The 26910-nt window shown below is 68.3% G+C and carries 24 protein-coding genes; 10 read left to right on the forward strand and 14 right to left on the reverse strand.

Annotation, left to right across the window (positions count from 1 at the left end; all coding sequences use genetic code 11):
• The first annotated feature begins 132 nt into the window (after positions 1–132).
• The 4 genes from thiS to ACPEH1_RS11920 all read left to right on the forward strand — a co-directional run bounded on the left by thiS (position 133) and on the right by ACPEH1_RS11920 (position 3801).
• Positions 133–333 (forward strand): sulfur carrier protein ThiS, encoded by a 201-nt coding sequence (gene thiS, locus ACPEH1_RS11905; RefSeq protein WP_017356184.1) that lies wholly within the window; start codon positions 133–135, stop codon positions 331–333.
• Between the two features lie 64 nt (positions 334–397).
• Entirely contained in the window at positions 398–1192 is a 795-nt protein-coding gene (locus ACPEH1_RS11910; protein WP_017356185.1) for a thiazole synthase, read from the forward strand.
• Positions 1192–1926, forward strand: coding sequence for a tRNA (guanosine(46)-N7)-methyltransferase TrmB (gene trmB / locus ACPEH1_RS11915; RefSeq protein WP_017356186.1), 735 nt, complete (start codon positions 1192–1194; stop codon positions 1924–1926). Before ACPEH1_RS11910 ends, trmB begins: the two co-directional genes overlap by 1 nt.
• Before the next feature lie 27 nt (positions 1927–1953).
• Positions 1954–3801 carry an SLC13 family permease gene (locus ACPEH1_RS11920; protein WP_017356187.1) on the forward strand — a complete coding sequence of 616 codons (1848 nt, stop codon included), beginning with the start codon at positions 1954–1956 and terminating at the stop codon, positions 3799–3801.
• Here the strand turns inward: ACPEH1_RS11920 and ACPEH1_RS11925 are convergent, their stop codons facing one another.
• Positions 3802–4149, reverse strand: coding sequence for a Rieske (2Fe-2S) protein (locus tag ACPEH1_RS11925; RefSeq protein ID WP_423715828.1), 348 nt, complete (start codon positions 4147–4149; stop codon positions 3802–3804).
• A gap of 177 nt (positions 4150–4326) precedes the next feature.
• Between ACPEH1_RS11925 and ACPEH1_RS11930 the strand changes: the two genes are divergently transcribed.
• The 4 genes from ACPEH1_RS11930 (at position 4327) to ACPEH1_RS11945 (ending at position 7478) form a co-directional block, all read left to right on the forward strand.
• Positions 4327–4602, forward strand: coding sequence for a hypothetical protein (locus ACPEH1_RS11930; RefSeq protein ID WP_017356189.1), 276 nt, complete (start codon positions 4327–4329; stop codon positions 4600–4602).
• Between the two features lie 125 nt (positions 4603–4727).
• Entirely contained in the window at positions 4728–5435 is a 708-nt protein-coding gene (locus ACPEH1_RS11935; protein WP_136003007.1) for a fumarylacetoacetate hydrolase family protein, read from the forward strand.
• 55 nt (positions 5436–5490) lie between these two features.
• Entirely contained in the window at positions 5491–5895 is a 405-nt protein-coding gene (gene mscL, locus ACPEH1_RS11940) for a large-conductance mechanosensitive channel protein MscL (protein WP_017356191.1), read from the forward strand.
• A 167-nt stretch (positions 5896–6062) separates the two neighbouring features.
• Entirely contained in the window at positions 6063–7478 is a 1416-nt protein-coding gene (locus tag ACPEH1_RS11945) for a M28 family peptidase (RefSeq protein WP_423715829.1), read from the forward strand.
• Positions 7479–7797: 319 nt separating this feature from the next.
• On the opposite strand, the gene ACPEH1_RS11950 is transcribed toward ACPEH1_RS11945, so the two are convergent.
• From ACPEH1_RS11950 to ACPEH1_RS11980, 7 genes are all read right to left on the reverse strand, one after another.
• Positions 7798–8637, reverse strand: coding sequence for a TrmH family RNA methyltransferase (locus tag ACPEH1_RS11950; RefSeq protein ID WP_136003005.1), 840 nt, complete (start codon positions 8635–8637; stop codon positions 7798–7800).
• Positions 8630–10147: an alanine/glycine:cation symporter family protein gene (locus ACPEH1_RS11955; protein ID WP_136003004.1), complete on the reverse strand. Its 1518-nt coding sequence runs from the start codon at positions 10145–10147 to the stop codon at positions 8630–8632. Before ACPEH1_RS11955 ends, ACPEH1_RS11950 begins: the two co-directional genes overlap by 8 nt.
• Positions 10148–10289: 142 nt before the next feature.
• Positions 10290–13415 carry an efflux RND transporter permease subunit gene (locus ACPEH1_RS11960; protein WP_026071006.1) on the reverse strand — a complete coding sequence of 1042 codons (3126 nt, stop codon included), beginning with the start codon at positions 13413–13415 and terminating at the stop codon, positions 10290–10292.
• Entirely contained in the window at positions 13412–14515 is a 1104-nt protein-coding gene (locus ACPEH1_RS11965; RefSeq protein ID WP_423715830.1) for an efflux RND transporter periplasmic adaptor subunit, read from the reverse strand. Before ACPEH1_RS11965 ends, ACPEH1_RS11960 begins: the two co-directional genes overlap by 4 nt.
• Before the next feature lie 221 nt (positions 14516–14736).
• Positions 14737–16797 carry a TonB-dependent copper receptor gene (locus ACPEH1_RS11970; RefSeq protein ID WP_153164704.1) on the reverse strand — a complete coding sequence of 687 codons (2061 nt, stop codon included), beginning with the start codon at positions 16795–16797 and terminating at the stop codon, positions 14737–14739.
• Between the two features lie 76 nt (positions 16798–16873).
• Positions 16874–17356 carry a hypothetical protein gene (locus tag ACPEH1_RS11975; RefSeq protein ID WP_423666491.1) on the reverse strand — a complete coding sequence of 161 codons (483 nt, stop codon included), beginning with the start codon at positions 17354–17356 and terminating at the stop codon, positions 16874–16876.
• Between the two features lie 87 nt (positions 17357–17443).
• Entirely contained in the window at positions 17444–18427 is a 984-nt protein-coding gene (locus ACPEH1_RS11980; RefSeq protein WP_017356573.1) for a LysR family transcriptional regulator, read from the reverse strand.
• Between the two features lie 248 nt (positions 18428–18675).
• Here ACPEH1_RS11980 and cysK point away from each other — a divergent pair, with 248 nt between their 5' ends.
• Both cysK and ACPEH1_RS11990 read left to right on the forward strand, forming a co-directional pair.
• Positions 18676–19635 carry a cysteine synthase A gene (gene cysK, locus ACPEH1_RS11985; RefSeq protein ID WP_136002998.1) on the forward strand — a complete coding sequence of 320 codons (960 nt, stop codon included), beginning with the start codon at positions 18676–18678 and terminating at the stop codon, positions 19633–19635.
• Positions 19636–19880: 245 nt separating this feature from the next.
• Positions 19881–20504, forward strand: a complete 624-nt coding sequence (locus ACPEH1_RS11990) for an O-acetyl-ADP-ribose deacetylase (protein WP_017356575.1) — start codon at positions 19881–19883, stop codon at positions 20502–20504.
• On the opposite strand, the gene ACPEH1_RS11995 is transcribed toward ACPEH1_RS11990, so the two are convergent.
• The 6 genes from ACPEH1_RS11995 to ACPEH1_RS12020 all read right to left on the reverse strand — a co-directional run bounded on the left by ACPEH1_RS11995 (position 20501) and on the right by ACPEH1_RS12020 (position 26825).
• Positions 20501–21283 (reverse strand): M1 family aminopeptidase, encoded by a 783-nt coding sequence (locus ACPEH1_RS11995; RefSeq protein ID WP_423715831.1) that lies wholly within the window; start codon positions 21281–21283, stop codon positions 20501–20503. The genes ACPEH1_RS11990 and ACPEH1_RS11995 overlap by 4 nt on opposite strands.
• Positions 21284–21307: 24 nt before the next feature.
• Positions 21308–21847: a hypothetical protein gene (locus ACPEH1_RS12000; RefSeq protein ID WP_423715832.1), complete on the reverse strand. Its 540-nt coding sequence runs from the start codon at positions 21845–21847 to the stop codon at positions 21308–21310.
• A 200-nt stretch (positions 21848–22047) separates the two neighbouring features.
• Complete coding sequence (locus ACPEH1_RS12005; protein WP_017356577.1) at positions 22048–23052, reverse strand: class I fructose-bisphosphate aldolase; 1005 nt, start codon at positions 23050–23052, stop codon at positions 22048–22050.
• Between the two features lie 231 nt (positions 23053–23283).
• On the reverse strand, positions 23284–24750 hold the full coding sequence (gene pyk, locus ACPEH1_RS12010) for a pyruvate kinase (RefSeq protein ID WP_017356578.1): 1467 nt from the start codon (positions 24748–24750) through the stop codon (positions 23284–23286).
• Between the two features lie 213 nt (positions 24751–24963).
• The gene (locus tag ACPEH1_RS12015; protein ID WP_229296481.1) at positions 24964–25632 is read right to left on the reverse strand and encodes an HAD hydrolase-like protein; all 669 of its coding nucleotides are present in this window, start codon (positions 25630–25632) and stop codon (positions 24964–24966) included.
• Positions 25633–25649: 17 nt separating this feature from the next.
• Positions 25650–26825: a phosphoglycerate kinase gene (locus tag ACPEH1_RS12020; RefSeq protein WP_017356580.1), complete on the reverse strand. Its 1176-nt coding sequence runs from the start codon at positions 26823–26825 to the stop codon at positions 25650–25652.
• Between the last annotated feature and the right edge of the window lie 85 nt (positions 26826–26910).

The following is a 26910-nucleotide window of genomic DNA, read 5'->3' on the forward strand; positions in this document are numbered from 1 at the left end:
GGCGACTTCACGCTGCGCCGCCGCATGAAGTCCCGCGCGCCGGCCGCATACCCTTGAGGGGCCTGCATCCCGGCACCGCGCACAGGGCCGGCAAGGGTACGCACTTGCCCCTCATTGGGGGACAATAACGACATGAACATCCAGCTCAACGGCGAATCCCGCCAGCTTCCGCACACTGCCACCGTCCTGGACCTGCTTCAGACCGAACACCTGGCCGAGCGCCGCGTGGCGGTAGAGGTCAATGGCCAGATCATCACCCGCAGCCGCCATGCCGGGCACGTGCTGCAGGACGGCGACGTGGTCGAGATCGTGCACGCGCTGGGCGGCGGCTGAGCACGCTGTCCAGCGGCCGCGCGCCGGGCCAGCAGGGTCACGCGCGATAGGCGATAATTCGGCGATGAACGTACATGCCCCCTCCGACTCGCTGGTCATCGCCGGCAAGACCTATGCCTCCCGCCTGCTGACCGGCACCGGAAAGTTCAGGGATCTGGACCAGACCCGTGCAGCCACCGAGGCCGCGGGCGCGCAGATCGTGACCGTGGCGATCCGCCGCACCAACATCGGGCAGAACCCGGGCGAGCCGAACCTGCTCGACGTGCTGCCGCCGGACCGCTTCACCCTCCTGCCCAACACCGCCGGCTGCTACACCGCCGACGACGCGGTGCGCACCTGCCGTCTGGCGCGCGAGCTGCTGGACGGCCACAACCTGACCAAGCTGGAAGTGCTGGGCGACCAGAAGACCCTGTACCCGGACGTGGTACAGACCCTCAAGGCCGCCGAACAACTGGTCAAGGACGGCTTCGAGGTGATGGTCTACACCTCCGACGACCCGCTCCTGGCCAAGCGCCTGGAAGAGATCGGCTGCGCTGCGGTGATGCCGCTGGCCGCGCCGATCGGCTCGGGGCTGGGCATCCAGAACAAGTACAACCTGCTGGAAATCATCGAGAACGCCAAGGTGCCGATCATTGTCGATGCCGGCGTGGGCACCGCCTCCGACGCGGCGATCGCGATGGAACTGGGCTGCGACGGCGTGCTGATGAACACCGCCATTGCCGGCGCACGCAACCCGGTGCTGATGGCCAGCGCGATGCGCAAGGCGGTCGAGGCCGGCCGCGAGGCGTTCCTGGCCGGGCGCATCCCGCGCAGGCGTTACGCGAGTGCGTCCTCGCCGGTGGATGGGTTGATCGCCTGATGACCAATCCCTTTGACAGCGCCGGCGCCAAGGCGCCGCCCAAGCCCTTCACCGTCACCGAAGGCCGCCGCGAGGTGCGCAGCTTCGTGCTTCGCCAGGGCCGGTTCACGCCGGCCCAGCAGCGCGCGTTCGATGACCGCTGGCCGCGCTTCGGGCTGGACTTCACCGGTGAGCCCCGCGATCTGGACGCCACCTTCGGGCGCGATGCACCCAAGGTGCTGGAGATCGGCTTCGGCAACGGCGCCGCGCTGCGCTTTGCCGCCCAGCAGGACCCGAGCCGCGACTACATCGGGCTGGAAGTGCACGCGCCGGGTGTGGGCCGCCTGCTCAATGCGCTGGCCGACGACAACGCCGACCACGTGCGCCTGTACCACCACGATGCGGTGGAAGTGCTGGAGAAGGAAATCGCCGATGGCGCGCTGGATGAAGTGCGCATCTATTTCCCCGACCCGTGGCACAAGAAGCGCCACAACAAGCGCCGGCTGATCCAGCCGGCGTTCGCCGACCTGCTGGTGCGCAAGCTGCGCGTCGGCGGCCGCCTGCACTGCGCCACCGACTGGGAAGACTACGCCGAGCAGATGTGGGACGTGCTCGACGCCACGGCCGGGCTGAGCAACCGGGCCGGTCCGCGCGGCCAGGTCGACCGTCCCGAATGGCGCCCGCAGACCCACTTCGAGACCCGCGGCCAGAAGCTCGGCCACGGGGTGTGGGACCTGCTGTACGACCGTACCTGACCCGAGCCCAAGGAACCGCGCCACCTCATGGATACCGCGCTGACGCTGACCACGGACATGAAGCTCGTACTCGGGCTGGTCGGCTTCACGATGGCGATGTTCCTGTTCGAGCGCATCCGCGCCGACGTGGTGGCACTGGTGGTGCTGGTGGTGCTCGGCGTGACCGGCCTGATCGCGCCGGAGGAGATCTTCGGCGGCTTCTCCGGCAACGCGGTGATGAGCATCATCGCCACCACCATCCTGGGCGCGGGCCTGGACCGGACCGGCGCACTGAACCGGCTGGCCGCCTGGCTGCTGCGCCGCGGCCACGGCGTCGAGCAGCGTCTGCTGATGATGACCACCGCGATCGCCGGGTTGAACTCCTCGTTCATGCAGAACCCCTCGGTGATGGCGCTGTACCTGCCGGTGGCCTCGCGCCTGGCCGCACGCACCGGGCTGACCCTGCAGCGGCTGCTGCTGCCGATCTCGGCGGCAATCGTGATGGGCGGCGCGCTGACGATGGTCGGCAACTCGCCGCTGATCCTGCTCAACGATCTGCTGGCTTCGGCCAACAACAACCTGCCCTCCGGCCTGGCCACCATCGAACCGCTGCGCATGTTCGCGCCGCTGCCGATCGGCGTGGCGCTGCTGATCGCCTCGCTGCTGTACTTCCGCTATTACGGCGACCGCAAGCTGGTCGAAGAGGAATCGCTGGCCAACGACGGCGTGACCCCGGCGCGCACGGACAGCTACTTCGCCAAGACCTACGGCATCGAAGGCGACGTGTTCGAGCTGGTGGTCACCGCCGAAAGCCCGCTGGTCGGCATGACTCTGGGTGAAGCGGAGAACGTGCACGACGCCCCGCTGCTGCTGGCCCTGAAGACGGGCAACGACACCCGCCTGGCCCCGCCGGCGGAGATGCGCATCTGGGTGGGAAGCGTCCTCGGGGTGATGGGCGCCCGCCAGCAGGTCAGCGATTTCGCGCAGAACCAGTTCCTGCGCATGTCCTCGCGCCTCAAGCACCTGGGCGATCTGTTCAATCCCAGCCGCGCCGGCATCTCCGAAGCGGTGGTGCCGCCCACCTCGGATGTGATCGGCAAGAGCGCCTCGGACCTGCGCCTGCGCAAGCAGCGCGGCATCAGCCTGCTGGCGATCAACCGCGACAAGCAGGTGATCCGCGAGGACGTCCGCAACGTCGCATTGCGGGCCGGCGACATGCTGGTGTTCCACAGCATCTGGACCGACCTGGCGCAGGCCGCCAAGAGCCGCGACTTCGTGGTGGTCACCGACTATCCCAAGGGCGAGCAGCGCCCGCACAAGTTCAAGATGGCGATGGCGATCTTCGCCCTCACCATCCTCATCGCGCTGACTTCCAAGCTGCCGGTGGCGCTGACCCTGATGACCGGCGTGGCCGGCATGCTGCTCACCGGCGTGCTGCGCATGGACGAGGCCTACGCTGCGATCAACTGGAAAACCGTGTTCATGATGGCCGGGCTGATTCCGCTCGGCTGGGCGATGGACAGCAGTGGTGCGGCCGCGTGGGTCGCCGGACATACCATCGACCGCCTGCCCACCGGCATCCCGGTGTGGGTGCTGGAGATCGCGCTGGCGCTGCTGACCACGGTGTTCTCGCTGGTGATCAGCCATGTCGGGGCGACCATCGTGATGGTGCCGATCGCGGTCAACCTCGCGTTGGCCGCCGGCGGCAACCCCACCGCATTCGCACTGATCGTGGCATTGTCGGCGTCCAACAACCTGATGACCGCCTCCAATCCGGTGATTTCGATGATCACCGGCCCGGCCAACTACACACCGCGCGAGCTGTGGCGGGTGGGCGCGCCGCTGTCGTTGATCTATACCATCGTGGTGGTGGTGATGATCAACCTGATGTTCTGATCAGGCCAGCCACACCTGGCCGTCGCGCACCTGCAGCGGCACCGGGCGCAGGCGATCCCCCCGACAGGGGCCGGCCACGCAGTCGCCGGTGTCCAGCGAGAACGAAGCCCCGTGCGCGGCGCACACCAGATGCCCCTCGCGGCTCCTGAGGAACTGTCCCGGCGCCCAGTCGAGCCGGCGACCCGCGTGCGGGCAGATGTTCAGCCAGCCGCGCACCTGCGCGCCGTCGCGGTACAGCACCACCGATTCGGCGTCGCCGTCGATGCAGGCCTCCACTTCGGCGAAGCCGGCGTCGGCAATGGCGTCCAGGGCAATCAGGGCGGTGTCGGGGGAATGCAGTTCAGGCATGTCGGATCGTGACCACGAAAGGCGACCAGTGTCTCACGTCGTCATGTCGCTGGCTCCTGCATGAACCCAAGTCATTGATCTGAAACAGTTGAACGCTACGCTTAACGACTTTTTCACTCAATGACAGTGGCCACCGCAGATACTCAGCACTCGCTGACTTCAGCCAAGAAAACCGCCATGTACAGCCGCTTCTTCCAGTTCAACCAGTTCCGCTCCCTGTTTGCCCCGCGCAAGCCGCGTCACCCGTTGGTGCGCGTTGCGGTCGGCCTGCTGGGCCTGGCGATCCTGGCCGCATTGGTGTTCGTGGGCGTGTTCGTCGGTGCGGCGATGATCATCGCCGGCGTGGCGTGGAAGCTGCTTGCCCAGCGCAAGAGCGCTCGCCCGGCCCCGTCGCAGGTGATGGACGGTGAGTATCGCGTGGTGCGCAAGCCGGCCCTGCCGCTGTCGCGCTGATCCGCTGCACGGCCCGCACCTGCGGGCCTGCCCTGCCCTGACGCTGTCGACGTGCCACGCTTGGCATGGCACGTCGTGCACGCACGATCTAGACTGCCGCGACCCTTCCATGACAGGACGCGAGCATGACCGATGTAATCCCCACGCCCGTGCCGCCGCGCATTCCGGTTGCCGGCGGCGGAACGTTCCCGGTGCGTCGCATCTACTGTGTGGGCCGCAATTTCGCCGACCATGCGCGTGAGATGGGGGCAGCCGTGCCGGCCGCCGACGACCGCGGCCGCCCGATGTTCTTCAGCAAGCCGGCCGACGCGATCGTGGTCGGCCACGATGATGTGATCCCCTACCCGCCGGCCACCAGCGACCTGCACCACGAGGTGGAACTGGTGGTGGCCATCGGCCGCGATGCGCCGGCAGGCGTGCTGCCGGTGGAACAGGCCGAGGCGCTGGTGTTCGGCTATGGCGTCGGCCTGGACCTGACCCGTCGCGACCTGCAGGCGGCCGCCAAGGCCAAGGGCCACCCCTGGGACAGCGCCAAGGGCTTCGATCACTCCGCCCCGGTGAGCGAACTGGTGCCGGCCGGTGAAGTGGGCGATCTTGCCGCGCTCAATCTGTCGCTGGAAATCAACGGTGAGGTGCGCCAGCAGTCGCTGCTGGACCAGATGATCTGGAACGTGCCGGAAATCCTGCACGAGCTGTCCAAACTGTGGGCGCTGCGTGCGGGCGATCTGGTGTTCATGGGCACGCCTGCGGGTGTGGCCGCGCTGCACCCGGGCGATCGTTTCAGCGCGCGCCTGGAGAATGTCGCCGAACGCCACGGCGTCATCGCCGGATGACAACCGCTGCGCTACGCTGCGGCGTCCTTTGATCCCCCCGCGACAGGAGAACCCGATGGGAATGATTACCGAGTTCAAGGAATTCGCCATGCGTGGCAACGTCATCGACCTGGCGGTCGGTGTCGTCATCGGTGCCGCGTTCGGCAAGATCGTCACCGCACTGGTGGACAAGATCATCATGCCGCCGCTGGGCTGGCTGATCGGGCGGGTGGATTTCTCGCAGTTGGCCTGGACCTTGGCCCCGGCACGACCGGGAGCGGACGGCAAGGAAATTCCCGCAGTGGTGATCGGCTACGGCGATTTCCTCAACACGCTGGTGCAGTTCGTGATCGTGGCCTTTGCGATCTTCCTGGTGGTGAAGGTGATCAATCGCCTGGCCCGCAAGAAGGAAGCCGCCCCGGCCGCGCCGGCCGAAGAAGTGCTGCTGCTGCGCGAGATCCGCGACACCCTGAAAAAGTAAGCCGCACGCCGGCCAACGGCTGGTACCGACCGGCATCCGAAAGCCCCGCTCCGGCGGGGCTTTCGCGTAGGGGAAGCAGCGTCCGCCGGACCATGACCTCCCGCCCATGTGCCGGGCCGGCAGACTGCTAAGCTCGGATGCTTCCGCCCCGTTTCCGGAGTTCGTCCATGCGTCGCCGCGTTCTTGCCATCGCATCCACCCTTGCCCTGCTGGCAGGGCCCGCCTTCGCCGCGCCGACGACTTTGCCGCCCGCGTCGCTGGCCACCGCCGCCGAGCTGCGCGAGCAGGCGCTGAAGGACGACACCGGCTGGAAGGTCGTGGAGTCGCTCACTACCGAGATCGGGCCGCGCATCGCCGGCAGCGAGGCCGACGCGCGCGCGGTGGCCTGGGCGGTGGCCAAATTCAAGGCGTTGGGCTTTGACAAGGTGTGGACCGAGCCGGTCACCTTCCCCAAGTGGGAGCGCCGCAGCGAGCACGCCGAAGTGACCGGTACGCACGCCCAGCCGCTGACCATCACCGCACTGGGCGGCAGCCCGGGCGGCACGGTCGAGGCCGAGGTGGTGCGCTTCGCCGACCTGGCCGCCCTTCAGGCGGCACCGGCCGGCTCGCTCACCGGCAAGATCGCCTTCGTTGATTACCAGATGACCGCGTACCGCGATGGCCGCGACTACGGCAATGGCGGCGCAGTGCGCAGCAAGGGGCCGTCCGAGGCGATCCGCAAGGGAGCGATCGGCTTTGTGATGCGCTCGGCGGGCACCGATTCACACCGCGTGCCGCATACCGGCATCACCCGCTTCGACGACGGCCTGACGCCGGTACCGGCGGCCGCCTTGTCGGTGCCCGACGCCAACCAGCTGGCGCGCCTGCTCGCGCTTGGCCCGACCACGCTCAAGATCAGCCTGGACTGCGGCTGGGATGGCAAGGCCACCTCGTACAACGTGATCGGCGAGATCACCGGTCGCAGCCTGCCCAATGAAGTGGTGGTGATCGGTGGCCACCTCGATTCCTGGGACCTGGGCACCGGCGCGGTCGATGATGGCGCCGGCGTGGGCATCACGATGGCCGCCGGCCACCTGATCGGCCAGCTCAAGCAGGCACCGAAGCGCACCATCCGCGTGGTGGCCTTCGCCAACGAGGAACAGGGTCTGTACGGCGGCAAGGCCTATGCGGAGGCGCACGCCAAGGACGTGGTCCGGCACCAGCTCGCCGCCGAAAGCGATTTCGGCGCCGGCCGCATCTACGCGTTCAACACCGGCTCACCGAACCCGGCCGAGTCGCGTGAGGCGACCCGGCAGATCGCCGAGGTGCTCAAGCCGCTGGGCATCGAGTATGCGCCGGACAAGGGCGGCCCGGGCCCGGACGTCGGTCCGCTGGCCGCCAAGGGCGGTGCATGGGCCTGGCTGGCGCAGGACGGCAGCGACTACTTCCACCTGCATCACACCGCCGACGACACGCTGGACAAGATCGACCCGGCCGCGCTGGCGCAGAACGTAGCCGCCTATACCGTCTTTGCCTACCTCGCGGCCGAGGCCGACGGCAGTTTCGGCAGCGAAGCCAAGCCGACCACGCCGCCGAACGAGTGACGGCCCGGTGCGGCGGCCCATGCTCGCCGCACCTCAAAAAAAAAGCCCGACCGCGAACGGTCGGGCTACCGGGATTGCATCACACCCCACGCGGTGAATGCCGCAGTCTTACGTACGTCCGGACAAGCGGATCGCCGCGCTGGGTGGGTGTCTCTCCTCACCTACGCAACGCAGCGCCGCCGTCACACTGTGCGTGGAATGGAATCCACTTCACCATGCGAAAAGTCCGAATCGAATGTAGTCGCAGCCAGTTCGGTGGAACCGATCACAACATGGAGCGGCGCGCTCGTGTGCGCTACCCGTAAAACAGGTGCCGCGATCACCCCTTGCGGCCGTACCAATGCGACAGCAGCACCGCCGTGGCCGAGGCCACGTTGAGGCTTTCCACGGCGCCACTGCCGGGAATGGAGACCTGCAGATCGCAGTCCTGCGCGAGGTCGCGGTCCATGCCCTCGCCTTCGGCCCCCATGACATACACCAGGCGCTCGGGCAGCGCGGCCGCGAACAGGTTGTCGCCACCGTCCACCAGCGTCGCCGCCAGCCCGAAGCCGGCAGCACGCAGCTGCGACATCGCCTGCGGCAGCTCCGGCAGGCGTACCAGCGGCACCGCTTCGGCGCCGCCTTCGGCCACGCGTGCGGCGGCACCGGACAGCGCCAGCGTCGCACCCGGCGGCAACAGCAGGCCGGCCACGCCAAAGTGCGCGGCCGAGCGCAGAATCGCGCCGAAGTTGTGTGGGTTGCCCACCCCGTCCAGCCACAGTGCCAGCACCGGGCCGCTCGTCGGCAGCGTGTCCAGCCACTCGGCCAGGGACAGCATCGGCGCACGCACCACATCGGCGACGACGCCTTCGTGGTGGGTGGTCGCGGCGAGCTTGTTGAGATCGCCCTCCTCCACCACGCGGTAGCCGACGCGGTTGGCCACGCACCACTTCAGCATCGGCTGCAGGCGCGGAATCAGCGACTCGGCCAGGTACAGCTTGCGCAGCGCCTGTGGGCGGCGCTCGAACAGCGCCTGCACGGCGTTCCAGCCGTACAGACGCAGTTCGTCATTGCCACGGCCCGGCGGCGGCGGGCTGCCGCCCTGCTCGCGCGGCGGCAGCGGGGTGGCCCGCGGCGGTCGCGCCGACGGGCGGCGGGCATTTTTCCAGGGATCATTCACTACGGGACTGCTCCAGCTTGCGTTGACGCCAGAAGTCGGCGTTCTTGATGCCCAGGGCATCGGGGTCGAAGATCGGGTCGAGGCCGAGCTTCTTCTGTCGTTCGTAATCGCGCAGGGCCAGCATGGCCGGCTTCTGCACGATCAGGATGGCGATGATGTTCAACCAGGCCATCAGGCCCACGCCGATGTCGCCCAGCGCCCACGCCAGCGTGGCGTTGTGGAACGCACCGAACACCACCATGCCGATGATGCCCAGACGCAGCAGCAGCACGGTGGCCGGGCGCTTGCGGTTGTGGTTGATGTAGCTGAGGTTGGTCTCGGCCATGTAGTAATAGGCCATGATCGTGGTGAAGGCGAAGAAGAAGATCGCCACCGACACGAACGACGCCCCCCATCCCGGCAGCACCGCTTCCACGCCCGCCTGCGCATACCCGGCACCTTCCGGGATACCGGCCAGGCCCTGGAAGATCGGCTCGGCACCGGCCACCGGCGAGTACACGTTGTAGGTGCCGCTGGCCAGGATCAGGAACGCAGTGGCCGTGCACACCATCATGGTGTCGAAGTAGATCGCGAAGGCCTGCACGTACCCCTGCTTGGCGGGGTGCGAGACCTCCGAGGCCGCGGCGGCATGCGGCCCGGAACCCTGGCCCGCCTCGTTGGCATAGATGCCGCGCTTGATGCCCCACTCCACCGCCAGGCCCATCATCGCGCCGAACGCGGCATGGGTACCGAAGGCGCTGTTGAAGATGATGCCGAACATGTCCGGCACGCGGTCGTAGTTGATGATCATGATGGCGATGGCCATCAGGATGAACCCGGCGGCCATGAACGGCACCACCACTTCGGCGAAGTTGGCGATGCGCTTGACGCCGCCGAAGATCACCACGCCCAGCAGCAGCGACACCACGATACCGATGCCAAGCTTCAGCGCCTGCGCCGATTCCATGCCCATCACCTGGCCGTCCAGCGGCCCGCACAGCGCACCGCCGCGGCAGGCATTGATGATGCTGTCGGCGATCGCATTGGCCTGCACGCCCGGCATCAGGAAGCCGGCAGCGATGATCGTGGCGCCGGCGAAGGCCAGCGCGTACCACTTCAGGCCCATCGCTTTTTCGATGTAATAGGCCGGACCGCCGCGGTAGCGGCCTTCGGCATCCTTGGTCTTGTAGATCTGCGCCAGGGTGCACTCGACGTAGGAGGTCGATGCACCAAGGAAGCCCATCACCCACATCCAGAAGATCGCGCCGGGGCCACCGAAGGCGATCGCGGTGGCCACGCCGGCGATGTTGCCGATGCCCATGCGCCCGGCCATCGACATGGCCAGCGCCTGGAACGACGACACGCCTGCGTCGGACTTCTCGCCCCGGACGGTCAGGCGACACATCTCGAAGAACCCGCGGATCTGCATGAACCGGGTGCGGACACTGAAGAACAGGCCAGCGGCCAGGCACACGAAGATCAGTGCCTTGCTCCAGATGATGCCATTGATGAAATGTACAGCTGCTTCCACGCGCTCTCTCCAGTCGGCGGAAAAAAGGAACGTCCCCGTCGGCTGGGAGGACCGGGTTGATTCTCCACGATCCGCGCCGGCCTGCGTAGTGGCAATTTCGATGAATGGGCGGTGGGCGCGGCCCGCAGGCCGCGCCGATGCCTCAGGCGTGCCCGCCCACGGACGGGGTGTCCGCCTCCTGCCTGGCCAGCTCGCGCGCCACCGCTTCGGGTGAACGCGTGTAGGGGGCCAGCAGCGAGTAGAACGCGGGCACCACGAACAGGGACAGGAAGGTGGAGACGGTGACGCCGAAGATCACCACGATGCCGATGGTGCCGCGGCTGGCCGAACCGGGCCCGCCGGCGACCACCAGCGGGATCGCGCCGACCACGGTGGCGATGGAGGTCATCAGGATCGGGCGCAGGCGCACCATCGCCGATTCGACGATGGCCTGGTGCACGTCGCGGCCCTCGTCACGGAGCTGGTTGGCGAACTCCACGATCAGGATGCCGTTCTTGGCGGCCAGGCCGACCAGCATCACGATGCCGATCTGACTGAACAGATTGATCGTGCCGCCGCTGACGTACAGCCCCAGCAGCGCGCCGAGCACGCCCAGCGGCACAGTCAGCATGATCACCAGCGGGTGGATGAAGCTCTCGAACTGGGCGGCCAGCACCAGGTACACCACCAGCAGCGCCATCGCGAAGGTCAGCAGCACCGCGCTGCCGGCGTTCTGGTACTCGCGCGACTCGCCCTTCCAGTCGATCTGCGCATGCTGCGGCAGTTCCTCGCGGGCGGTCTGCTGGGCCCAGGCGATGGCCTCGCCCAGCGGATAGCCCGGCGCCAGGCCGGCGCTGATGGTGATCGAGCGCAGCCGGTTGAACCGGTTGAGGTTGCCGGCCTCGGCCACTTCGCTGAGCGTGACCAGGTTGGACAGCGGGATCAGCGCACCGTTGGCGGCCCGCACCCGGATCGCGGCCAGGTCGTCCGGCGAAGCACGACCGTCGCGGCCGGCCTGGACCAGCACGTCGTACTCTTCGCCGTTGTCGACGAAGGTGGTGACGCGACGCGACCCCATCATCGTCTCCAGCGCGCTGCCGATCGCGGTGACCGACACGCCCAGGTCGGCCGCACGCTGGCGGTTGATGTTGACCCGCATCTGCGGGCGGGTTTCCTTGTAGTCCGAATCGGCGCCGACCAGACCGGGGTTGTCGGCCATGCGCAGCAGCATGCGGTCCCGCCACTGGGCGATCTCGGCATACTCGGGGCCGCCGAGGACGATCTGGAACGGCTGGCCCTGGCTGCGCACCAGACCGCCGCCGACCTGGGTGCGCACGCGCACGCCGCGCAGGTCGTTGAGGTGGGTCTGCAGATCGGCCGCCACATCCGGGGTGGACACATCGCGCTGGCGCCACGGCTGCAGGAACACGCTGATGCGGCCGGTGTGCATTTCCTCGCTGGCACCGAAGCCACCGGGGACGCGCGGATTGGCGCGCACGATCGGCTTGTCCTCGCCGACGAAGCCGGACACGATCTTCTCCACCTGCTGGACCTGGCCGACCGTGTAGTCGAAGCCGGCACCTTCGGGGCCATCGATCATGATCTGGAACGAGCCGCGGTCTTCGGCCGGCGCCAGCTCGGATGGCAGCAGCTTCAGCAGCGCCGCGCTGGCCAGCAGCGACAGCACCATCACCACGATGTAGATCCAGGTGCGCCCGACATGGGCGTCAAGCACCCGGCCGTACGCGGCCGACAGGCGGTCCAGGTTGCGGTTGATCACCCCATGCAGGCCGCGCGGCGGCTGGCCGGCATGCGGCTTGAGCAGCTTGGAGGCCATCATCGGGGTCAGCGTCAGCGACACGAACGCGGACAACGCCACGGCCGCCGCGAGCGCCACGGCCAGTTCGCGGAACAGGCGGCCGGTGTTGCCTTCGAGGAAGCCGACCGGCAGGAACACGGCCACCAGCACCGCCGTGGTGGCGATCACCGCGAAGGCGACCTGCGCGGTACCGCGTTTGGAGGCGACCAGGGGCGGTTCGCCGAGATCGATGCGGCGCTGGACGTTCTCCACCACCACGATGGCGTCATCCACCACCAGGCCGATACACAGCACCAGCGCCAGCAGGGTGAGCAGGTTGATCGAGAAGCCGAAGGCGTACAGCGCGATGAAGGCGGCCACCAGGCACACCGGCACCGTCACGGCGGGAATCAGTGCGGCGCGGAAGCTGCCGAGAAACAGCCAGATCACCGCCAGCACCAGCAGCATCGCCTCGACCAGCGTGGCGTACACGCGGTCCACCGCCGCTTCGATGAAGGTGGTGTTGTCGAAGGCGACGAAGATCCGCGTACCCTGCGGCAGCGTGCTGCCGATGCGTTCGGCTTCCTCGCGGGCCTCGCGTGCCACATCCAGCGCATTGGCGGTGGAGGTCTTGACGATGCCCAGGCCGATGTTGGGCTCGCCATTGCTGCGGTAATAGGCGCGGCGTTCGGACGAGGCCAGCTCGATCCTGGCCACATCGCCCATGCGTACCACGTAACCGTCGGCGCCCTTGCCCAGCGGAATGCCGGCAAAGTCCTCGGGTTTGACGTAGTTGCGTTCCACGCGCAGGGTGAAATCGCGGTCAGCCGATTCAATCCGCCCCGCCGGCAGCTCCACGTTCTCGTTGCGCAGCGCGGTTTCGACATCGCCCACGGTCAGGCCGCGCGCGGCGAGCTGGTCGCGGTCCAGCCAGATCCGCATCGCATAGCGCTGGCGGCCGCCGATACGCACCTGCGCCACACCGTCCAGGCTGGAGAAGCGGTCGACCACGTAGCGGTCGGCATAGTCGCTCAGTTCCAGCGTGTCCATCGTGGTCGAGCTCATGTTGAGCCAGATGATGGGGTCGGCGTCGCTTTCGACCTTCGCGATCTCCGGTGGCCGCGCCTCTTCGGGCATGCGGTCGGCGACCCGGCTGACCGCGTCGCGGACGTCATTGGCGGCCGCTTCGATGTCGCGGTTGGAGGTGAACTCGATGCTGACCTGCGCGCGGCCGTTGGAACTGCGCGCGTTGATGGTGTCGATGCCCTCGATGCCGGCGAGTGCGTCTTCCAGCACCTGGGTGATGCGGCTTTCGATCACCGCCGCGGAGGCGCCGGTGTAGTCCACCGACACCGACACGATCGGCGGATCGATGGCCGGCAGCTCGCGCAGCGTCAGGCGGGTGAACGACATGATGCCCAGCACGACGAGCAGCAGGCTCATCACCACGGCAAATACCGGGCGCTGGATGGAGACGTCGGAGAGTTTCATCCGCCGGCGCCCGTCGGTGCGGCCGGTACCGGTGCCGCCACCGGGGCGGGAGCGGTGGCCGGCGCGGCGTCGTGCGCCTGCACCTTCAGGCCGGGGCGAAGCTTGCCGGTGCCGTCCACCACGATGCGGTCGCCGGCCTGGATGCCGCTGCGGATCTCGACCACGCCGGCGCGGCGGGCGCCGGTGGTCACATCGGTACGCTCCACGCTCTGGTCGGCCTTGACCCGGTACACGAAGGCGTCGCGGCCGACCTGGACCACGGCGATTTCCGGAATCACCAGGGCCTGGCGTTCCGGTCTGAACATGCGCACGTCCAGCAGCATGCCGGGACGCAGCGCATGATCGGCATTGATGAAGTCCGCGCGCACGGTGACCGCACGGGTGCCCGGATCGACACGGGTGTCGATGGTGGCCACCTCGCCGTCGAACGTGCGGCCGGGATAGGCCACGCTGGTGGCGCTGACCTTGTCGCCGGTGGTCAGCGAGGCCAGTTCGGCCTCCGGCACCTGGAAGTCCACGTGCATCCGCTCGATGTCATCCAGCGTGGCGATGGTGGTGGACGGCGTCACCAGTGAGCCGGCGCTGACCTGGCGGATGCCGAGCACACCGGCGAAGGGCGCACGCACCCGGCGGTCGCCGATGTCCGACTGCATTTCACGCACACGTGCCTCGGCGGCATCGCGGATGGCGCGCTGGGTATCCAGCGTCGCGCTGGCCACCAGTTGCTGGGCAGCCAGTTCGCGCTGGCGCCTGTACAGCTGGTCGGCTTCGGCGAAGGTCGCCTGCGCCTGCAGCAGGGCCGCTTCCTGGGCCTGGCCGCGCAGGGTCACCAGCGGTGCGCCGGCGTTGACCTGCTGCCCGCTCTCGAAGTGCACCGTTTCGATGATCTCGCTGACTTTGGCGGTGATCGTCACCGACTCGCGCGCCTTGGCGGTGCCCAGCGCCTGCAGCGTGTCGCTCCATGCCGAGGGCTGCACCACCTGGGCCGTCACCGGCACGGCGTCGGCCTGCCGGCGTGCGGCCTCGTCTTTGCTGCCACAGCCGGCCAGGAAGGCCAGCCCGAGGCCAACGGCGATGCGCGCGGTGATGCGTCCCAACATGAAGAAAAATCCCGGATGTTCCACGACCGGCAAGTGTAGCCACGGGCTGTGTCAAGACATATGTGCCAAGCGTTTACCACGGGCTTCACATCGGTCGATGACAGGCGCAACGCCTTTCGTGCTGGGGCTTGCCACGCATGTAACGGCGTGTGTCAGCGCGTGTCGATTTGCGTCGCTGGACCCTCCGGAAGGGGGGCGCTCAGCGCCCCCACTTCACGTACTCAGTAGCGGTAGTTCACCTTCATCCAGGCGGTGCGGCCCGGCTCATTGATGCGGACCGGATCGGCCGGGAAGCCGAAGTCGGCACTGCCGGCCAGATTCAGGTGCTCGCTGTAGGCACGGTCGAACAGGTTGTCGATGCCGGCGCTGAGCCGCAGTGCATCGCTGAGCCGGTAGCCGGCGTTGAGCGCCAGCGTGGCGAAGCCCGCGCTGGGGCCGAGGTCGCGGGCGACCACATTGCCCTGCCCCACCGCCACACGGTGCTGGCGGGTCACCGCCCGGCCCAGCGCGCCAACGCTCCAGCGCTCGCCTTCCCAGTTGGCGCTGAGCCGGGCTTCCAGCGGCGGCATCTGCGGCAGTGCGCCGCCGTTGGTGCGGTTCTCGCCCCAGGCGTAGGCCAGCGTGCCGCCGAGCTTCCAGCGTTCACCCAGCCGCACGTCCGCACCGGCTTCGGCACCGGCGATGCGCGCATCGATGTTGCCGGCCTGGGCCATGCTGCCCATCATGCCGCCCTCGTGGTAGGTGAACAGGATGTAGTCCTGCACCCGGCCCGCATATGCCGACACCCACGCCTCCAGGCGCTCGCTGCGGTACTGCAGGCCGAGGTCGAGCTGGGTGGTCTTCTCCGGCTGGATGCCGGCGAACGCGTTCGGCGCGTGCATCGGCCCCATGTCCGGCGAGAACAGTTCCCAGTAGTCCGGCATGCGCTCGCTGTGGCCGATGCCGGCGTACCAGGTCAGCGCCGGCGCGATGTCGCGCTCGATGCGCAGGAAGCCGCTGCCCAGGTCCTCGCGGCGGGTCTGCCCGGCGGTGGGATTGGGCATGCCCATCATGCCGGTGGTGGCGCGTTTGTCGGTGACCTCCGCCCGGTCGATGCGCAGGCCGCCAAGCCAGCGCTGCGTGGTGCCTTCACCGAGGGTGATCTCGGTGAACGCGCCGCGCGTATCCAGGCGTGCATCGGTGCGCCAGGGCTGCAGCCGGTAGGTGTTGCGGCCCATCGCGTTGCGGCTGCGATGGCGGCTGTCCTGCGCATCGATGCCGGCAACGATGGCGATGTCCTGCCAGCGCCATTCCGAGGCGATGCGGCCACCGGTAGTGCGCCGGTCGACGTTGGAGCCCATCGGCATCGGCATGCTGCTGTCCGGGTTCGGCGTGCGCAGCGTGTAGTTGTCCATCACGTGGTCGGCGTCGTTGTAGTAGACGTTGGCCTGCAGCCTGTCCCACGCGCCGGGCAGGTTGTCCTTCTCGAAGCGGGCCGCGTAGCTGGTGCGCTTGAACGCCGCCCCGTCCATGCCGCGCCCGGCGTACCGCGCGATCGCGTCGCCGGTGCCGGCCGACAGTTCGAGCACGGTGTCGGCATCGGGCGTCCAGCCGATGGCGACGTCGCTGTTCCATTTGCGCCACTTCGACGGCACCACGTTGCCGTCGCCATCGGTGTAGTCGTCCGCTTCGGAGCGGTTGCCGTTGACCCGCACATAGCCCGCGCTGGCGCCGGCGGTGAGATCAAGCACCTGGTCATTGCGATTGCGCGAGCCGACCAGCGCGCTGGCATCCACATCGATGCCCGGCGTATCGAAGCGCGGCGTGTCGCGCTCGAAGCGCACCGTGCCGGCCGATGCCCCGGCGCCCCAACGCACACTCTGCGGGCCCTTGATGATGGTCAGCCGGTCGAAGGTTTCCGGCGCGATGTAGGACAGCGGATTGTCCATCCGCGACGGGCACGCACCGATCAGGTTGCCCTCGTTGCTGACGATGTTCAGGCGCGAACCGAACATGCCGCGCAGCACCGGGTCGCCGTTGGTACCGCCGTTGCGGATGGCCGAGAAGCCGGGAACGGTCTTGAGGTAGTCGGCACCGTCGCTGGCCGGCACCGGCTGGCGTGGCAGCCGGGGGTCGGTGACCCAGTGCAGCGGCGAGGACGGCGCACTGGCGGTGACCACCAGGGTGTCCAGGGTACGGGCGGTATCGCGCTCGGCGGCGTGCAGTGGCAGTGCGGCCAGCGCAAGGGACAGGGAAACAGACAGGCGCGTCGATGCGCCCGCGCTGCGGGAAGAAGCGATCATGGTGGAACTCCGGAAAACGCACAGGCGCGCGGCGCCATCACGGCGTCGCGCAGCAGGAAGAGAGAGAGGATGGATCTCAGGCGTTCAACGGCGGGCCGCGGGCCGCATGCGCGGGCCAGCGCAGGCTCCGCGGGGCGGCGACCGCACGCAGGACACGCGGCGCGATGACCGGCAGTGCCGGCAGCAACAGCACCAGCACCGCCAGCCACGGCATCAGCCGTGAGGCCATCATGCAGTACTCGCACGCCTCGCCATGCCCGGCGTGTTCGCCCAGCGGTGGCACAACCGGCGTGGCCGGGGTGGCATGGGCGTCGCCGTGCGGGGCGTGGGTGGCCATGTCGTGGCCGGGCATCGCGTGGCCGGCCATTGCGTGGCCGGCATGGGGATCGACGGCGGCAGCGATCGGCAGCGGATGGGCCATGCCCATCGGCATCGCCATCACCGGCGCATCGGCATGGGCCTGCTGCCAGCGGCTCACCAGCGGCGCCAGCGCCATCAGCAGGGTCGCCACGAAAGCGAGCTGCAGAAAGAAGGCGTACGGGCGGCGACGACGGTTCACCGCATCAGTGTAGACCGCGCTCCAGGGTTGGCCGTGCGACGAACCGTCGCAGGCACTCGTGCCGACGCCCGGGTCGGCCCTCACCGATCATACGGTGATGGTCTGGGTCAGCGACTCCCAGGTGGGCGGCAGCGGCCAGTTGGCCTCCTGGTTGCCGTCGATCACACGGCGCAGGTCGCGGGTATCGATCTGCGGAGCGAGCACGTGCACCAGCTCCAGCGCGTAGTCGCGCAGCACACGGTCGCGCGGCAGGACGGCCCAGGCGATGCACTCGTCGATCGGCGCCGGGGCGGGCCAGGCGCGCAGGTCCTCATCACTGGCATTGACCGCCATCTCCGCCAGCAGGCCCACGCCCAGGCCGGTGCGGACGTAGGTCTTGATCAGATCCGCGTCGAGCGCGGTCAAGGCGATGTCCGGGGTCAGCCCGGCGCTGGCGAAGGCCCGCTGCAGGGACGAGCTGCCCCGGGTGGACGATTCGTAGCTGATCAGCGGATGGGTGGCGAGCGCCTGCAGGTCCGGCGCGGCGCCGGGACGGTCAAGCGCGTGCCCGCGCGGCACCAGCACCAGCCGACGCCAGCGGTACAGCGGAATGGCGATGCCGGCACTGGGCTCGGCCCCGGCCGTGGAAATGATCGCGATGTCCGCATCGCCCTGGCTCAGCAGGTCCAGCGCATCGCTTTCGGCGGCCTGCTGCAGATGCACGCTGACCTGCGGGTAGGCCTGTTTGATCCGCGCCACCGCCGGCGGCAGCACGAAACGCGCCTGGGTGTGGGTGGTGGTGAGGATCAGCTGGCCCTGGCTCTCGCGGCGCTGGTTGGCCGCATAGGTGCGGATGTTGTTGGCCTCGGACAGCACCGCCCGGGCGCGGCCGATCACCTCGACGCCGGCCGGCGTCACCGCTTCCAGGCTGCGGCCCTTGCGCACGAAGAGCAGGAAGCCAAGCTCGTCCTCCAGCTGTTTGAGCTGCTTGGACAGGCCGGGCTGGGTGGCGTGCACGCGCGAGGCCGCCAGCGTGATGTTCAGCTCGGCGTCGGCGATGGCCACCAGGTAACGGAGTTGGGTGAGCGTCATGGGCGTGCGGTGCCGCTGGCGGAAAGGAGGCAATCCGACTGTAGGGCAATTGCCATCACCAGCTTATAACCAAACGTTGTTTAAGAAGGGTATCAGGTCATTTCCCGGCGTCATATGCCGGCGCTACGGTCTGCCGGTACACCCGGAGACGCCCCTGCGGCCGCGCCGGGCCGGCGCCACCGCGATCCGGCGCCCGACTCCCCCGCCGCACGGCCACCGGGCGGCACCGAACCGCTCTGGAGCTTCCCATGACGCTGTACAACTCCATTCTGGACACCATCGGCAACACCCCGGTGGTGCGTCTGCATCGCCTGGCCCCCGACCACGTGACCCTGTACGCCAAGGTCGAGGCATTCAACCCCGGTGGCTCGGTCAAGGACCGGCTGGCGCTGGCGATCGTGCTGGATGCCGAGGCGCGGGGCCTGCTCAAGCCCGGGGACACCATCGTCGAGGCCACGTCGGGCAACACGGGCGTGGCCCTGGCGATGGTGGCCGCCGCGCGCGGCTACAAGTTCGTGGCGACGATGGTGGAAACCTTCTCGATCGAACGCCGCAAGCTGATGCGTGCCTACGGCGCCAAGGTGATCCTGACCCCGGCCGCCGAACGCGGCTCGGGCATGGTCCGCCGCGCGAAGGAACTGGCCGAGGAACACGGCTGGTTCCTGGCCAGCCAGTTCGCCAATCCGGCCAACCCGGCCTACCACCGCAACACCACCGCGCCGGAGATCCTGCGTGACTTCGCCGGCAGGCGGCTGGACTACTTCGTCACCGGCTGGGGCACGGGCGGCACCCTGACCGGCGTGGGTGAAGTGCTCAAAGTGGCCCGCCCGGACACCCGCATCATCGCCACCGAGCCGCAGGGTGCGGCCCTGCTCAAGGGCGACGAGTGGAAGCCGCACAAGATCCAGGGCTGGACCCCGGATTTCGTGCCGGAGGTGCTCAACCGCAGCGTCTACGACGAGCTGCTGACCGTCGACGATGCCCGCGCCATCGAGACCGCGCGCCGCCTGGCGGCCGAGGAAGGCCTCTTCGTCGGCATCTCCGCCGGCGCCACGGTGGCCAGCGCGCTGGACATCGCCGCACGCGCCGAACCAGGCAGCGTGATCCTGGCGATGCTGCCCGATACCGGCGAACGCTACTTCTCCACCCCGCTGTTCGCCGACATCAACGAAGGCTCCGACGACGACTGGCTGGCCGGTCTGCCTTGATCCCCACGTTGTCCCGGTAGCCACCCGACGCCCACCCCACGGTGGGCGTCGTCGTATTCATCGCACCTGCGGCGCCTTCATCTGCCGTGAAGCCGGCGCACCGCATGGTGTCGGCATCGGGCAGCGCAACACCGGGTCGCACTGCCTGAGACGACGATGACGCAGCCTAGATGCCCTGCCCGTTACTGTGCAGGAAAGGATGTCATCCCGTTGGTTGGACCCGGACTCAGTAAGGAGCGGTACGCATGAAGATCGAAGTGTGGCAGGGCGACATCACGACCCTGGCGGTGGATGCGATCGTCAATGCGGCAAACGAATCCCTGCTCGGCGGCGGCGGCGTGGACGGCGCGATCCATCGCGCGGCCGGCCCGGCCCTGCTCGAGGCCTGCCGGGCACTACCGGAGATCCGCCCGGGCATGCGCTGCCCGACCGGCGAGGTTCGCGCCACCGATGCCTACGACCTGCCGGCGCGCTATGTGTTCCACACCGTGGGCCCGGTCTGGCAGGACGGACAGCGCGATGAACCGGCGCTGCTCGCCAACTGCTACTGGAAATCGCTGCAGCTGGCGGAAAAGCTGGACCTGCAGTCAATCGCCTTCCCGGCCATCAGCTGCGGCGTGTTCGGTTACCCGCTGCACCAGGCCGCACAGATCGCCGCCACCGAGACCCTGACCTGGCAGCGCTCTCACCGCCAGCCGCGCCGCATCATCCTGGTGGCGTACAACGCCGCCACCTTCAAGGTCTACCAGCAGGCATTGGCCGCGCAGGGCCAGCCAGTGGAAAGCCCGGTACTCGCAGGCACCCCCGCATCGCCGGGGCGCACCGGCCTGGACCTGGATCTCGGTCTGCCGCCGGCCGCGGCACTCTAACCGCCGGCCGAGACCGGCACGGTCGGCAATACGCCGGCCGTACCGTACACCCAGGCCTGGAAGAAGTCGTCGAGCGGACGCCCTGCGGCCTGCTCCATCGCGCGCTGGAAGTCGGCCGTCACCACCGCCCGCCCGTCGTGCGTCCGGGTGTAGCTGCGCAGCCCCTGCCAGAACACCGCCTCGCCCAGTTCCTCGCGCAGCAGGTGCAGCACGTAGGCGCCCTTCTGGTAGACCACTGTACGGTCGTCGGCGCTGGGCGCATCCCACGCGGCGTAGACCAGTGCGTGATCGGTGCCCTTGGCGCGCAGACGGTCCAGCCGCGCCCGCCAGCCCGCCACCTGCCGTTGGTAGGCGGCCTCGCCCTGCGCATGCTGCAGCCAGGCCGCAGTCATGAAATTGGCCATGCCTTCGTTGAGCCAGAAGTGTTCCCAGCTCGCGCAGGTGACCCGGTTGCCCCACCACTGGTGCGCGGCCTCATGCGCCATCAGCGCGGTCTTCTCCGGTGCCTCCAGCACCTCGGCGCCGTACGCCTCGGACAGCAGCGACACCCCGGCCAGTTCCTGCCCGATCGTGCGCGCCACCAGCGCCTGCTGGTAGTCGCCCCGATACGGCAGGCCGGCACGCTCGGCAAAGAAGGCCAGCATGTCCGCCGTGGGCGCGAACACCCGGCGCAGCTCGTCCGGCGAGCGCTCCGCCGACAGATAGCGCAGCGCCACCCTGCCCGGCTGCACCACCTCGCGGTACCGCCCGGCTGCGAAGCCGTACACGTAGCCGGGCATCGGCGTTTCCAACGCCCAGCGGTGCTACACGCGGCCATCGGCCAGCGTGCGCGGCGCGAGCGCGCGTCCGGTGCCGGTCGCCAGCAGTCCTGCCGGCAGGGTCAGCGACAGCGACAGCGTCGCGCGCTCGTCCGGCGCGTCCACCGACGGCATCCACTGGCTGGTGGAGAAGATCGTGTACACCTCCTCGCGTGCCGGCGCGAACTCCAGCCCGAAGGCTGGCGCGCCGTGATAGGCGATCTCCAGGTCCACCTTGCGCCCGGCCCGCAGCGGCCGCGCCAGGGCGATCCGCACCTGCCCCTGCTCCCGCACGAACGTCAATGGCGTGCCGCCCTGCCGTACCGACGTGATGGTCAACGCACCGGCATCCAGGGTGATCTCCGCGAGCCCGGCACGCAGCGCGCGCAGCCGCACCACCTCGTTGCCCTGGATGCGCCCACCGGCGATGTCCGGGTCCAACGCCACCGCGTAATGCAGCACATCGAATCCCCGTACCGGTGATGCCCATGCTGCCGGAACGGACAACAGCCACCACAGTCCCAGCAGACCAGCGCAACGTTGCATCACCGGCAGACATCCCTGTGCGGAAAAAGAAGCGACATCCTGCCAGAACATGCGCTCCGTCGGCCGACCCGCAGTCGGCCCTGCGATGTGCGTCGCACTGCGGAACGCACGGACGGTCGCGGGCCGCGCGGAGGGCGGCAGGAAAAAAAACGCCGGCCCAGAGGCCGGCGTTGTTCAGCGCACGCAGGGCGTCGAACGGATCAGCCGTTCCACTTGCCCAGCGCGGCCTGGCCGTTTTCCTTGGCGCGGTCGTAGACCGTCTGCTGCGCCTTGGCGACGTTGGCCTTGGTGTCCTTGGCCCACAGCTTCAGCGCGGCCTGCTGCATGGCACGACCGTAGGAGAAGCTCAGCGGCCACGGCAGGTTGCCCATCTGGTTCATCGCATTCAGATGCGCGGTCGACTGCTCGTCGCTCTGGCCACCGGACAGGAACACCACGCCCGGCAGGATCGCCGGCACGGTGCTCTTGAGGCACATCACGGTCGACTCGGCCACTTCCTCGACGTCGGCCTGCTCATCGCAGCCCTTGCCCGAGATGACCATCGACGCCTTCAGAATGGTGCCTTCCAGCAGCACGTTCTGCTGGTACAGCGCGTCGAACAGCGAACGCAGCGTGGCTTCGGTGACTTCGTAGCAGGTTTCGATGTCGTGGTCGCCGTCCATGATCACTTCCGGCTCCACCATCGGCACCAGGCCGCATTCCTGGCACAGGGCTGCATAACGGGCCAGCGCGTGCGCATTGGACTCGATGCAGGTGCCCGACGGAATGCTCTCGCCGATGTTGATCACTGCACGCCACTTGGCGAAGCGCGCGCCCAGCTTGTAGTACTCCTGCAGACGCTCACGCAGGCCGTCCAGGCCTTCGGTGACCATCTCACCCGGGCAGCCGGCCAGCGGGTGGGCACCCTTGTCGACCTTGATGCCCGGAATCATGCCGTGGTCGGCCATGTACTTGGCGAACGGCACGCCGTCCTTGGTGGACTGGCGGATGGTTTCGTCGTACAGGATCGCGCCGGAAATATGCTCGTTGAGCTTCGGCGTGGTGAGCAGCAGCTCGCGGTAGGCGCGACGGTTCTCCTCGGTGTTCTCGATGCCCACGCTGGCGAAGCGCTTGGCGATGGTACCGGTGGATTCGTCGATCGCGATGATGCCCTTGCCCGGGGCGACCATGGCCTGGGCGGTTTCGGCCAGCTGTTCGATGCTCATGTATTTCCTGTGGCGGGTGCGGGAAAACCGCAATTATAGCCCCCGCCTTCCGTGAACTGGCCGTCCACGGAATCTGGAAACGCTTTCAGACGCGCAGGCCCCGATGCGGCGTGATGTGGCCGGGACGCGTCCGGGCGTCGGGGGTGGCCGCGTGGCGGCGGACGCGTGCGGCCGCCGGGCCCCCGGTCTGCCGTGCAGACCGGGGTGCACCAGCGCGCAGGCGCGGACCCGTTACAGGTCGCCGAGGCCGCTCGCGCGGCCGTCTTCGCCCACTTCCAGCAGGCGCAGGGTGTTGGTCGCACCGTGGGTTTCCATGTGCTCACCACTGGTGAACACCACGCGGTCGCCGGCCTGCAGCAGGTTGGCTTCCACCAGCAGGCGGATGCTGCCGCGCGCCGCTTCGCGCGGGGTGAAGCCGCGGCTGTCGAAGTTGATCGGGAACACATCGCGCATCAGCGCCATCTGGCGACGGGCGCCATCATGGCGGGTCACCGCGAACACCGGTGCCGAGGCACGGAAGCGCGACAGGTAGCGGGCAGTGCCGCCGGATTCGGTCATCGCCACGATCGCGCGCACGCCGACGTGCTGGGACAGGAACATGGTCGCCATTGCGATGGCCTGATCGGCACGTTCCAGGTTGCGCGGCGAGGCGCCGAAGTCGGTCTCGGTCTGGAACTGGCGTTCGGCACCGAGGCAGATGCGCGCCATCGCTTCCACGGCCTTCACCGGGTACGCACCGGCGGCGGTTTCAGCCGACAGCATCACCGCATCGGTACCGTCGATGACCGAGTTGGCCACGTCCAGCACTTCGGCGCGGGTGGGGATCGGGCTTTCCACCATCGACTGCAGCATCTGGGTGGCGGTGATCACCACCTTGTTCTGCGCCAGCGAGGCCTTGATGATCTTCTTCTGCAGGCCCGGCAGTTCGGCGTCGCCGATTTCCACGCCAAGATCGCCACGCGCCACCATCACCACGTCGCTGGCGTCGACAATCTCTTCCAGGTTCTCGATGGCTTCGGTGCGCTCGATCTTGGACACCAGTGCGGCGTAGCAGCCGTGCGATTCGGCGATCGCGCGCGCATCGTTCATGTCCTGCGCATTGCGGCAGAACGACACCGCGATGAAGTCCACGCCGATCTTGGCCACGATGCCGATCAGTTCCTTGTCGCGCTCGGTCAGCGCGCCCAGCGACAGGCCACCGCCCTGCTTGTTCAGGCCCTTGCGGTCGGAGAGCACGCCGTCATTGAGGACCGTGTTGATGATGCGCTCGCCCTGCACTTCCAGCACCTGCAGCTGCATCAGACCATCGTCGAGCAGCAGCACGTCACCGGCCACCACGTCCTGCGGCAGGCCGAGGTAGCTCACGCCCACCTGGGTGCTGTCGCCGGCCGGTGCGTTCGGCGAGGCGACCAGGTCGAAGCGATCGCCCGCTTTGAGATGGATCTTGCCTTCAGCGAAACGCTCGATGCGGATCTTCGGGCCCGGCAGGTCGGCCAGAATGCCCACTTCCACGCCCACCCGCTGCGCGGCGGCGCGCACGTCGGCGGCGCGCTTGGCCTGGCCGGACGGGTCGCCGTGACTGAAGTTGAGGCGGACCACGTTCACGCCGGCGCGGAAGAGATCCTCCAGCACGCCCGGCGGGTCGGTCGCCGGTCCGAGGGTGGCAAGGATCTTGGTGCGGCGCTGACGCTCAATCATGGTAAATGGGCTCCCGGGAAAGGCTCGAAATTAGCACACCCTTCACGTCCCATGAATACGTTTACAGCCTTGTCGTAGCTGGCTTTGTCCGATGTCCTGCAGACAGCGCAGGATGACAGGGCGGACATCCCGCCGCGTCAGCAGGACGCCAACGCCTGACCCTGTTGACTCTTCGCTCGACATGCGGCGGCGTACGGAACGCCGCCGCCGCCCTCAATCGATCAACGACAACAGGGCCTCCGGCGAGGCCGCGATGTGCTGCGCGCCTGCATCGCGCAGCTCATCGGCACCGCCGAATCCCCACAACACACCGATATTGCGCATCGCGTGATGACGCGCGCCGGCGATATCCATGCGCCGGTCGCCGATCATCCAGCACTGCTCCGGCACCCGTGACAGACGCCGGAGCGCCTCGGCCACCAGCTGCGGCTTCTCGCTGCGGCTGCCGTCCAGGGTCGCGCCGATCACATCCTCGAAGCAGCCCCCAAATGGCAGGTGCTCGATGATGCGGCGTGCATGCGGCTCGTTCTTGGCGGTGACGATCGCCAGCCGGTGGCCCCGCTCGTGCAGTGCCTGCACGACCTGGCCGATCTGCGGGTAGACCACGTGTTCTTCCCAGCCGAGCACCTCGAAGCGCTCGCGATAGAACGCCACCGCCTGCTCCACCTGTGCCGGATCATCGAACAGCGGCGCGAAGCTGGTGCGCAGCGACGGTCCGATCCAGCGCCGGAGTTCCTCCTCCGGCGGCACCGGCCGGTCCAACGCGGTGAGCGCATGCGCCACGCAACGGGTGATGCCCACGGCCGAGTCGATCAACGTACCGTCGAGGTCGAAGAAAAGCGTTGCACGTGCTTCAACGGCGGGACGGCCCACGGTGGTCACGCCCCGATCGTGGTCGATCACTGGCCGCGGGCCTCGAGCGCGGCCACCGCCGGCAGGGTCTTGCCTTCCAGGAACTCCAGGAACGCGCCGCCACCGGTGGAGATGTAGCTCACCTGGTCAGCGATGTCGTACTTGTCGACCGCGGCCAGCGTATCGCCACCACCGGCAATGGAGAACGCCGACGATGCGGCGATCGCCTGCGCCAGCGCCTGCGTACCGTGGCTGAACGCCTCGAACTCGAACACGCCGACCGGGCCGTTCCAGACCACGGTGCCCGCCTTGGCGATCAGCCCGGCGTAGTGCTGGGCGGTGTCCGGGCCGATGTCCAGGATCAGATCGTCCTCGGCCACGTCGGTGACCGCCTTGACCGTCGCTTCGGCGTCCGGCAGGAACTGCTTGGCCACCACCACGTCGGTGGGCAGCGGGATCTCGGCACCGCGCGCCTTGGCATCGGCCACGATCCTGCGGGCGGTGTCGAGCAGGTCCGGCTCGTACAGCGACTTGCCCACGGCATGGCCGGCGGCGGCGATGAAGGTGTTGGCGATGCCGCCGCCCACGATCAGCTGGTCGACCTTGCCGACCAGGTTGGCCAGCAGTTCCAGCTTGGTGCTGACCTTGCTGCCGGCCACGATCGCCAGCAGCGGCTGGGCCGGCGCGAGCAGCGCTTTGGCCAGCGCGTCCAGTTCGGCCATCAGCAGCGGGCCACCGGCGGCCACCGGGGCAAAGCGGATCACGCCGTGGGTGGAGGCCTGCGCACGGTGCGCGGTGCCGAACGCATCCATCACGAACACGTCGCACAGCGCTGCGTACTTGCGCGACAGCGCTTCATCGTCCTTGCCTTCGCCGACATTCATGCGGCAGTTTTCCAGCAGCACGATCGAGCCTGGCGCAACGTCGACACCGTCGACCCAGTCGCGCACCAGCGGCACCTCGCGGCCCAGCAGCTGCGACAGACGCAGCGCCACCGGTGCCAGCGAATCGGCGTCGCTCCACACGCCTTCGGTGGGGCGCCCCAGATGCGAGGTCACCATCACCGCCGCGCCCTTCTCCAGGGCCAGCTTCAACGTCGGCAGCGATGCGCTGATGCGCTGCTCGGACGTGATGCGGCCGTTTTCGATCGGTACGTTGAGGTCCTGGCGGATCAGCACGCGCTTGCCGGAAAGGTCGAGGTCGGTCATGCGAACGATGGACATGGGCAACTCTTTGGCGGAAAGGGAAAGGGCGCCGCGTACGACGCAGACGCCCATTGTAGATGACCCGCTTCGGCACATGGCCGGC

The sequence above is a fragment of the Stenotrophomonas sp. NPDC077421 genome (assembly GCF_049545505.1).
GTDB lineage: Bacteria > Pseudomonadota > Gammaproteobacteria > Xanthomonadales > Xanthomonadaceae > Stenotrophomonas > Stenotrophomonas nematodicola.

Excerpts from the sequence above, each read along its gene's own strand:
- ACPEH1_RS11925 (WP_423715828.1), bottom strand. The coding sequence starts at position 4,149 with ATGCCTGAACTGCATTCCCCCGACACCGCCCTGATTGCCCTGGACGCC.
- mscL (WP_017356191.1), top strand. The coding sequence starts at position 5,491 with ATGGGAATGATTACCGAGTTCAAGGAATTCGCCATGCGTGGCAACGTC.
- ACPEH1_RS11995 (WP_423715831.1), bottom strand. The coding sequence starts at position 21,283 with ATGCCCGGCTACGTGTACGGCTTCGCAGCCGGGCGGTACCGCGAGGTG.
- ACPEH1_RS11965 (WP_423715830.1), bottom strand. The coding sequence starts at position 14,515 with ATGTTGGGACGCATCACCGCGCGCATCGCCGTTGGCCTCGGGCTGGCC.
- trmB (WP_017356186.1), top strand. The coding sequence starts at position 1,192 with ATGACCAATCCCTTTGACAGCGCCGGCGCCAAGGCGCCGCCCAAGCCC.
- ACPEH1_RS11935 (WP_136003007.1), top strand. The coding sequence starts at position 4,728 with ATGACCGATGTAATCCCCACGCCCGTGCCGCCGCGCATTCCGGTTGCC.
- ACPEH1_RS11970 (WP_153164704.1), bottom strand. The coding sequence starts at position 16,797 with ATGATCGCTTCTTCCCGCAGCGCGGGCGCATCGACGCGCCTGTCTGTT.
- ACPEH1_RS11930 (WP_017356189.1), top strand. The coding sequence starts at position 4,327 with ATGTACAGCCGCTTCTTCCAGTTCAACCAGTTCCGCTCCCTGTTTGCC.
- ACPEH1_RS11960 (WP_026071006.1), bottom strand. The coding sequence starts at position 13,415 with ATGAAACTCTCCGACGTCTCCATCCAGCGCCCGGTATTTGCCGTGGTG.
- ACPEH1_RS11990 (WP_017356575.1), top strand. The coding sequence starts at position 19,881 with ATGAAGATCGAAGTGTGGCAGGGCGACATCACGACCCTGGCGGTGGAT.
- pyk (WP_017356578.1), bottom strand. The coding sequence starts at position 24,750 with ATGATTGAGCGTCAGCGCCGCACCAAGATCCTTGCCACCCTCGGACCG.
- ACPEH1_RS11920 (WP_017356187.1), top strand. The coding sequence starts at position 1,954 with ATGGATACCGCGCTGACGCTGACCACGGACATGAAGCTCGTACTCGGG.
- ACPEH1_RS12005 (WP_017356577.1), bottom strand. The coding sequence starts at position 23,052 with ATGAGCATCGAACAGCTGGCCGAAACCGCCCAGGCCATGGTCGCCCCG.
- ACPEH1_RS12020 (WP_017356580.1), bottom strand. The coding sequence starts at position 26,825 with ATGTCCATCGTTCGCATGACCGACCTCGACCTTTCCGGCAAGCGCGTG.
- ACPEH1_RS11980 (WP_017356573.1), bottom strand. The coding sequence starts at position 18,427 with ATGACGCTCACCCAACTCCGTTACCTGGTGGCCATCGCCGACGCCGAG.
- ACPEH1_RS11910 (WP_017356185.1), top strand. The coding sequence starts at position 398 with ATGAACGTACATGCCCCCTCCGACTCGCTGGTCATCGCCGGCAAGACC.
- cysK (WP_136002998.1), top strand. The coding sequence starts at position 18,676 with ATGACGCTGTACAACTCCATTCTGGACACCATCGGCAACACCCCGGTG.
- ACPEH1_RS12000 (WP_423715832.1), bottom strand. The coding sequence starts at position 21,847 with ATGCAACGTTGCGCTGGTCTGCTGGGACTGTGGTGGCTGTTGTCCGTT.
- thiS (WP_017356184.1), top strand. The coding sequence starts at position 133 with ATGAACATCCAGCTCAACGGCGAATCCCGCCAGCTTCCGCACACTGCC.
- ACPEH1_RS11945 (WP_423715829.1), top strand. The coding sequence starts at position 6,063 with ATGCGTCGCCGCGTTCTTGCCATCGCATCCACCCTTGCCCTGCTGGCA.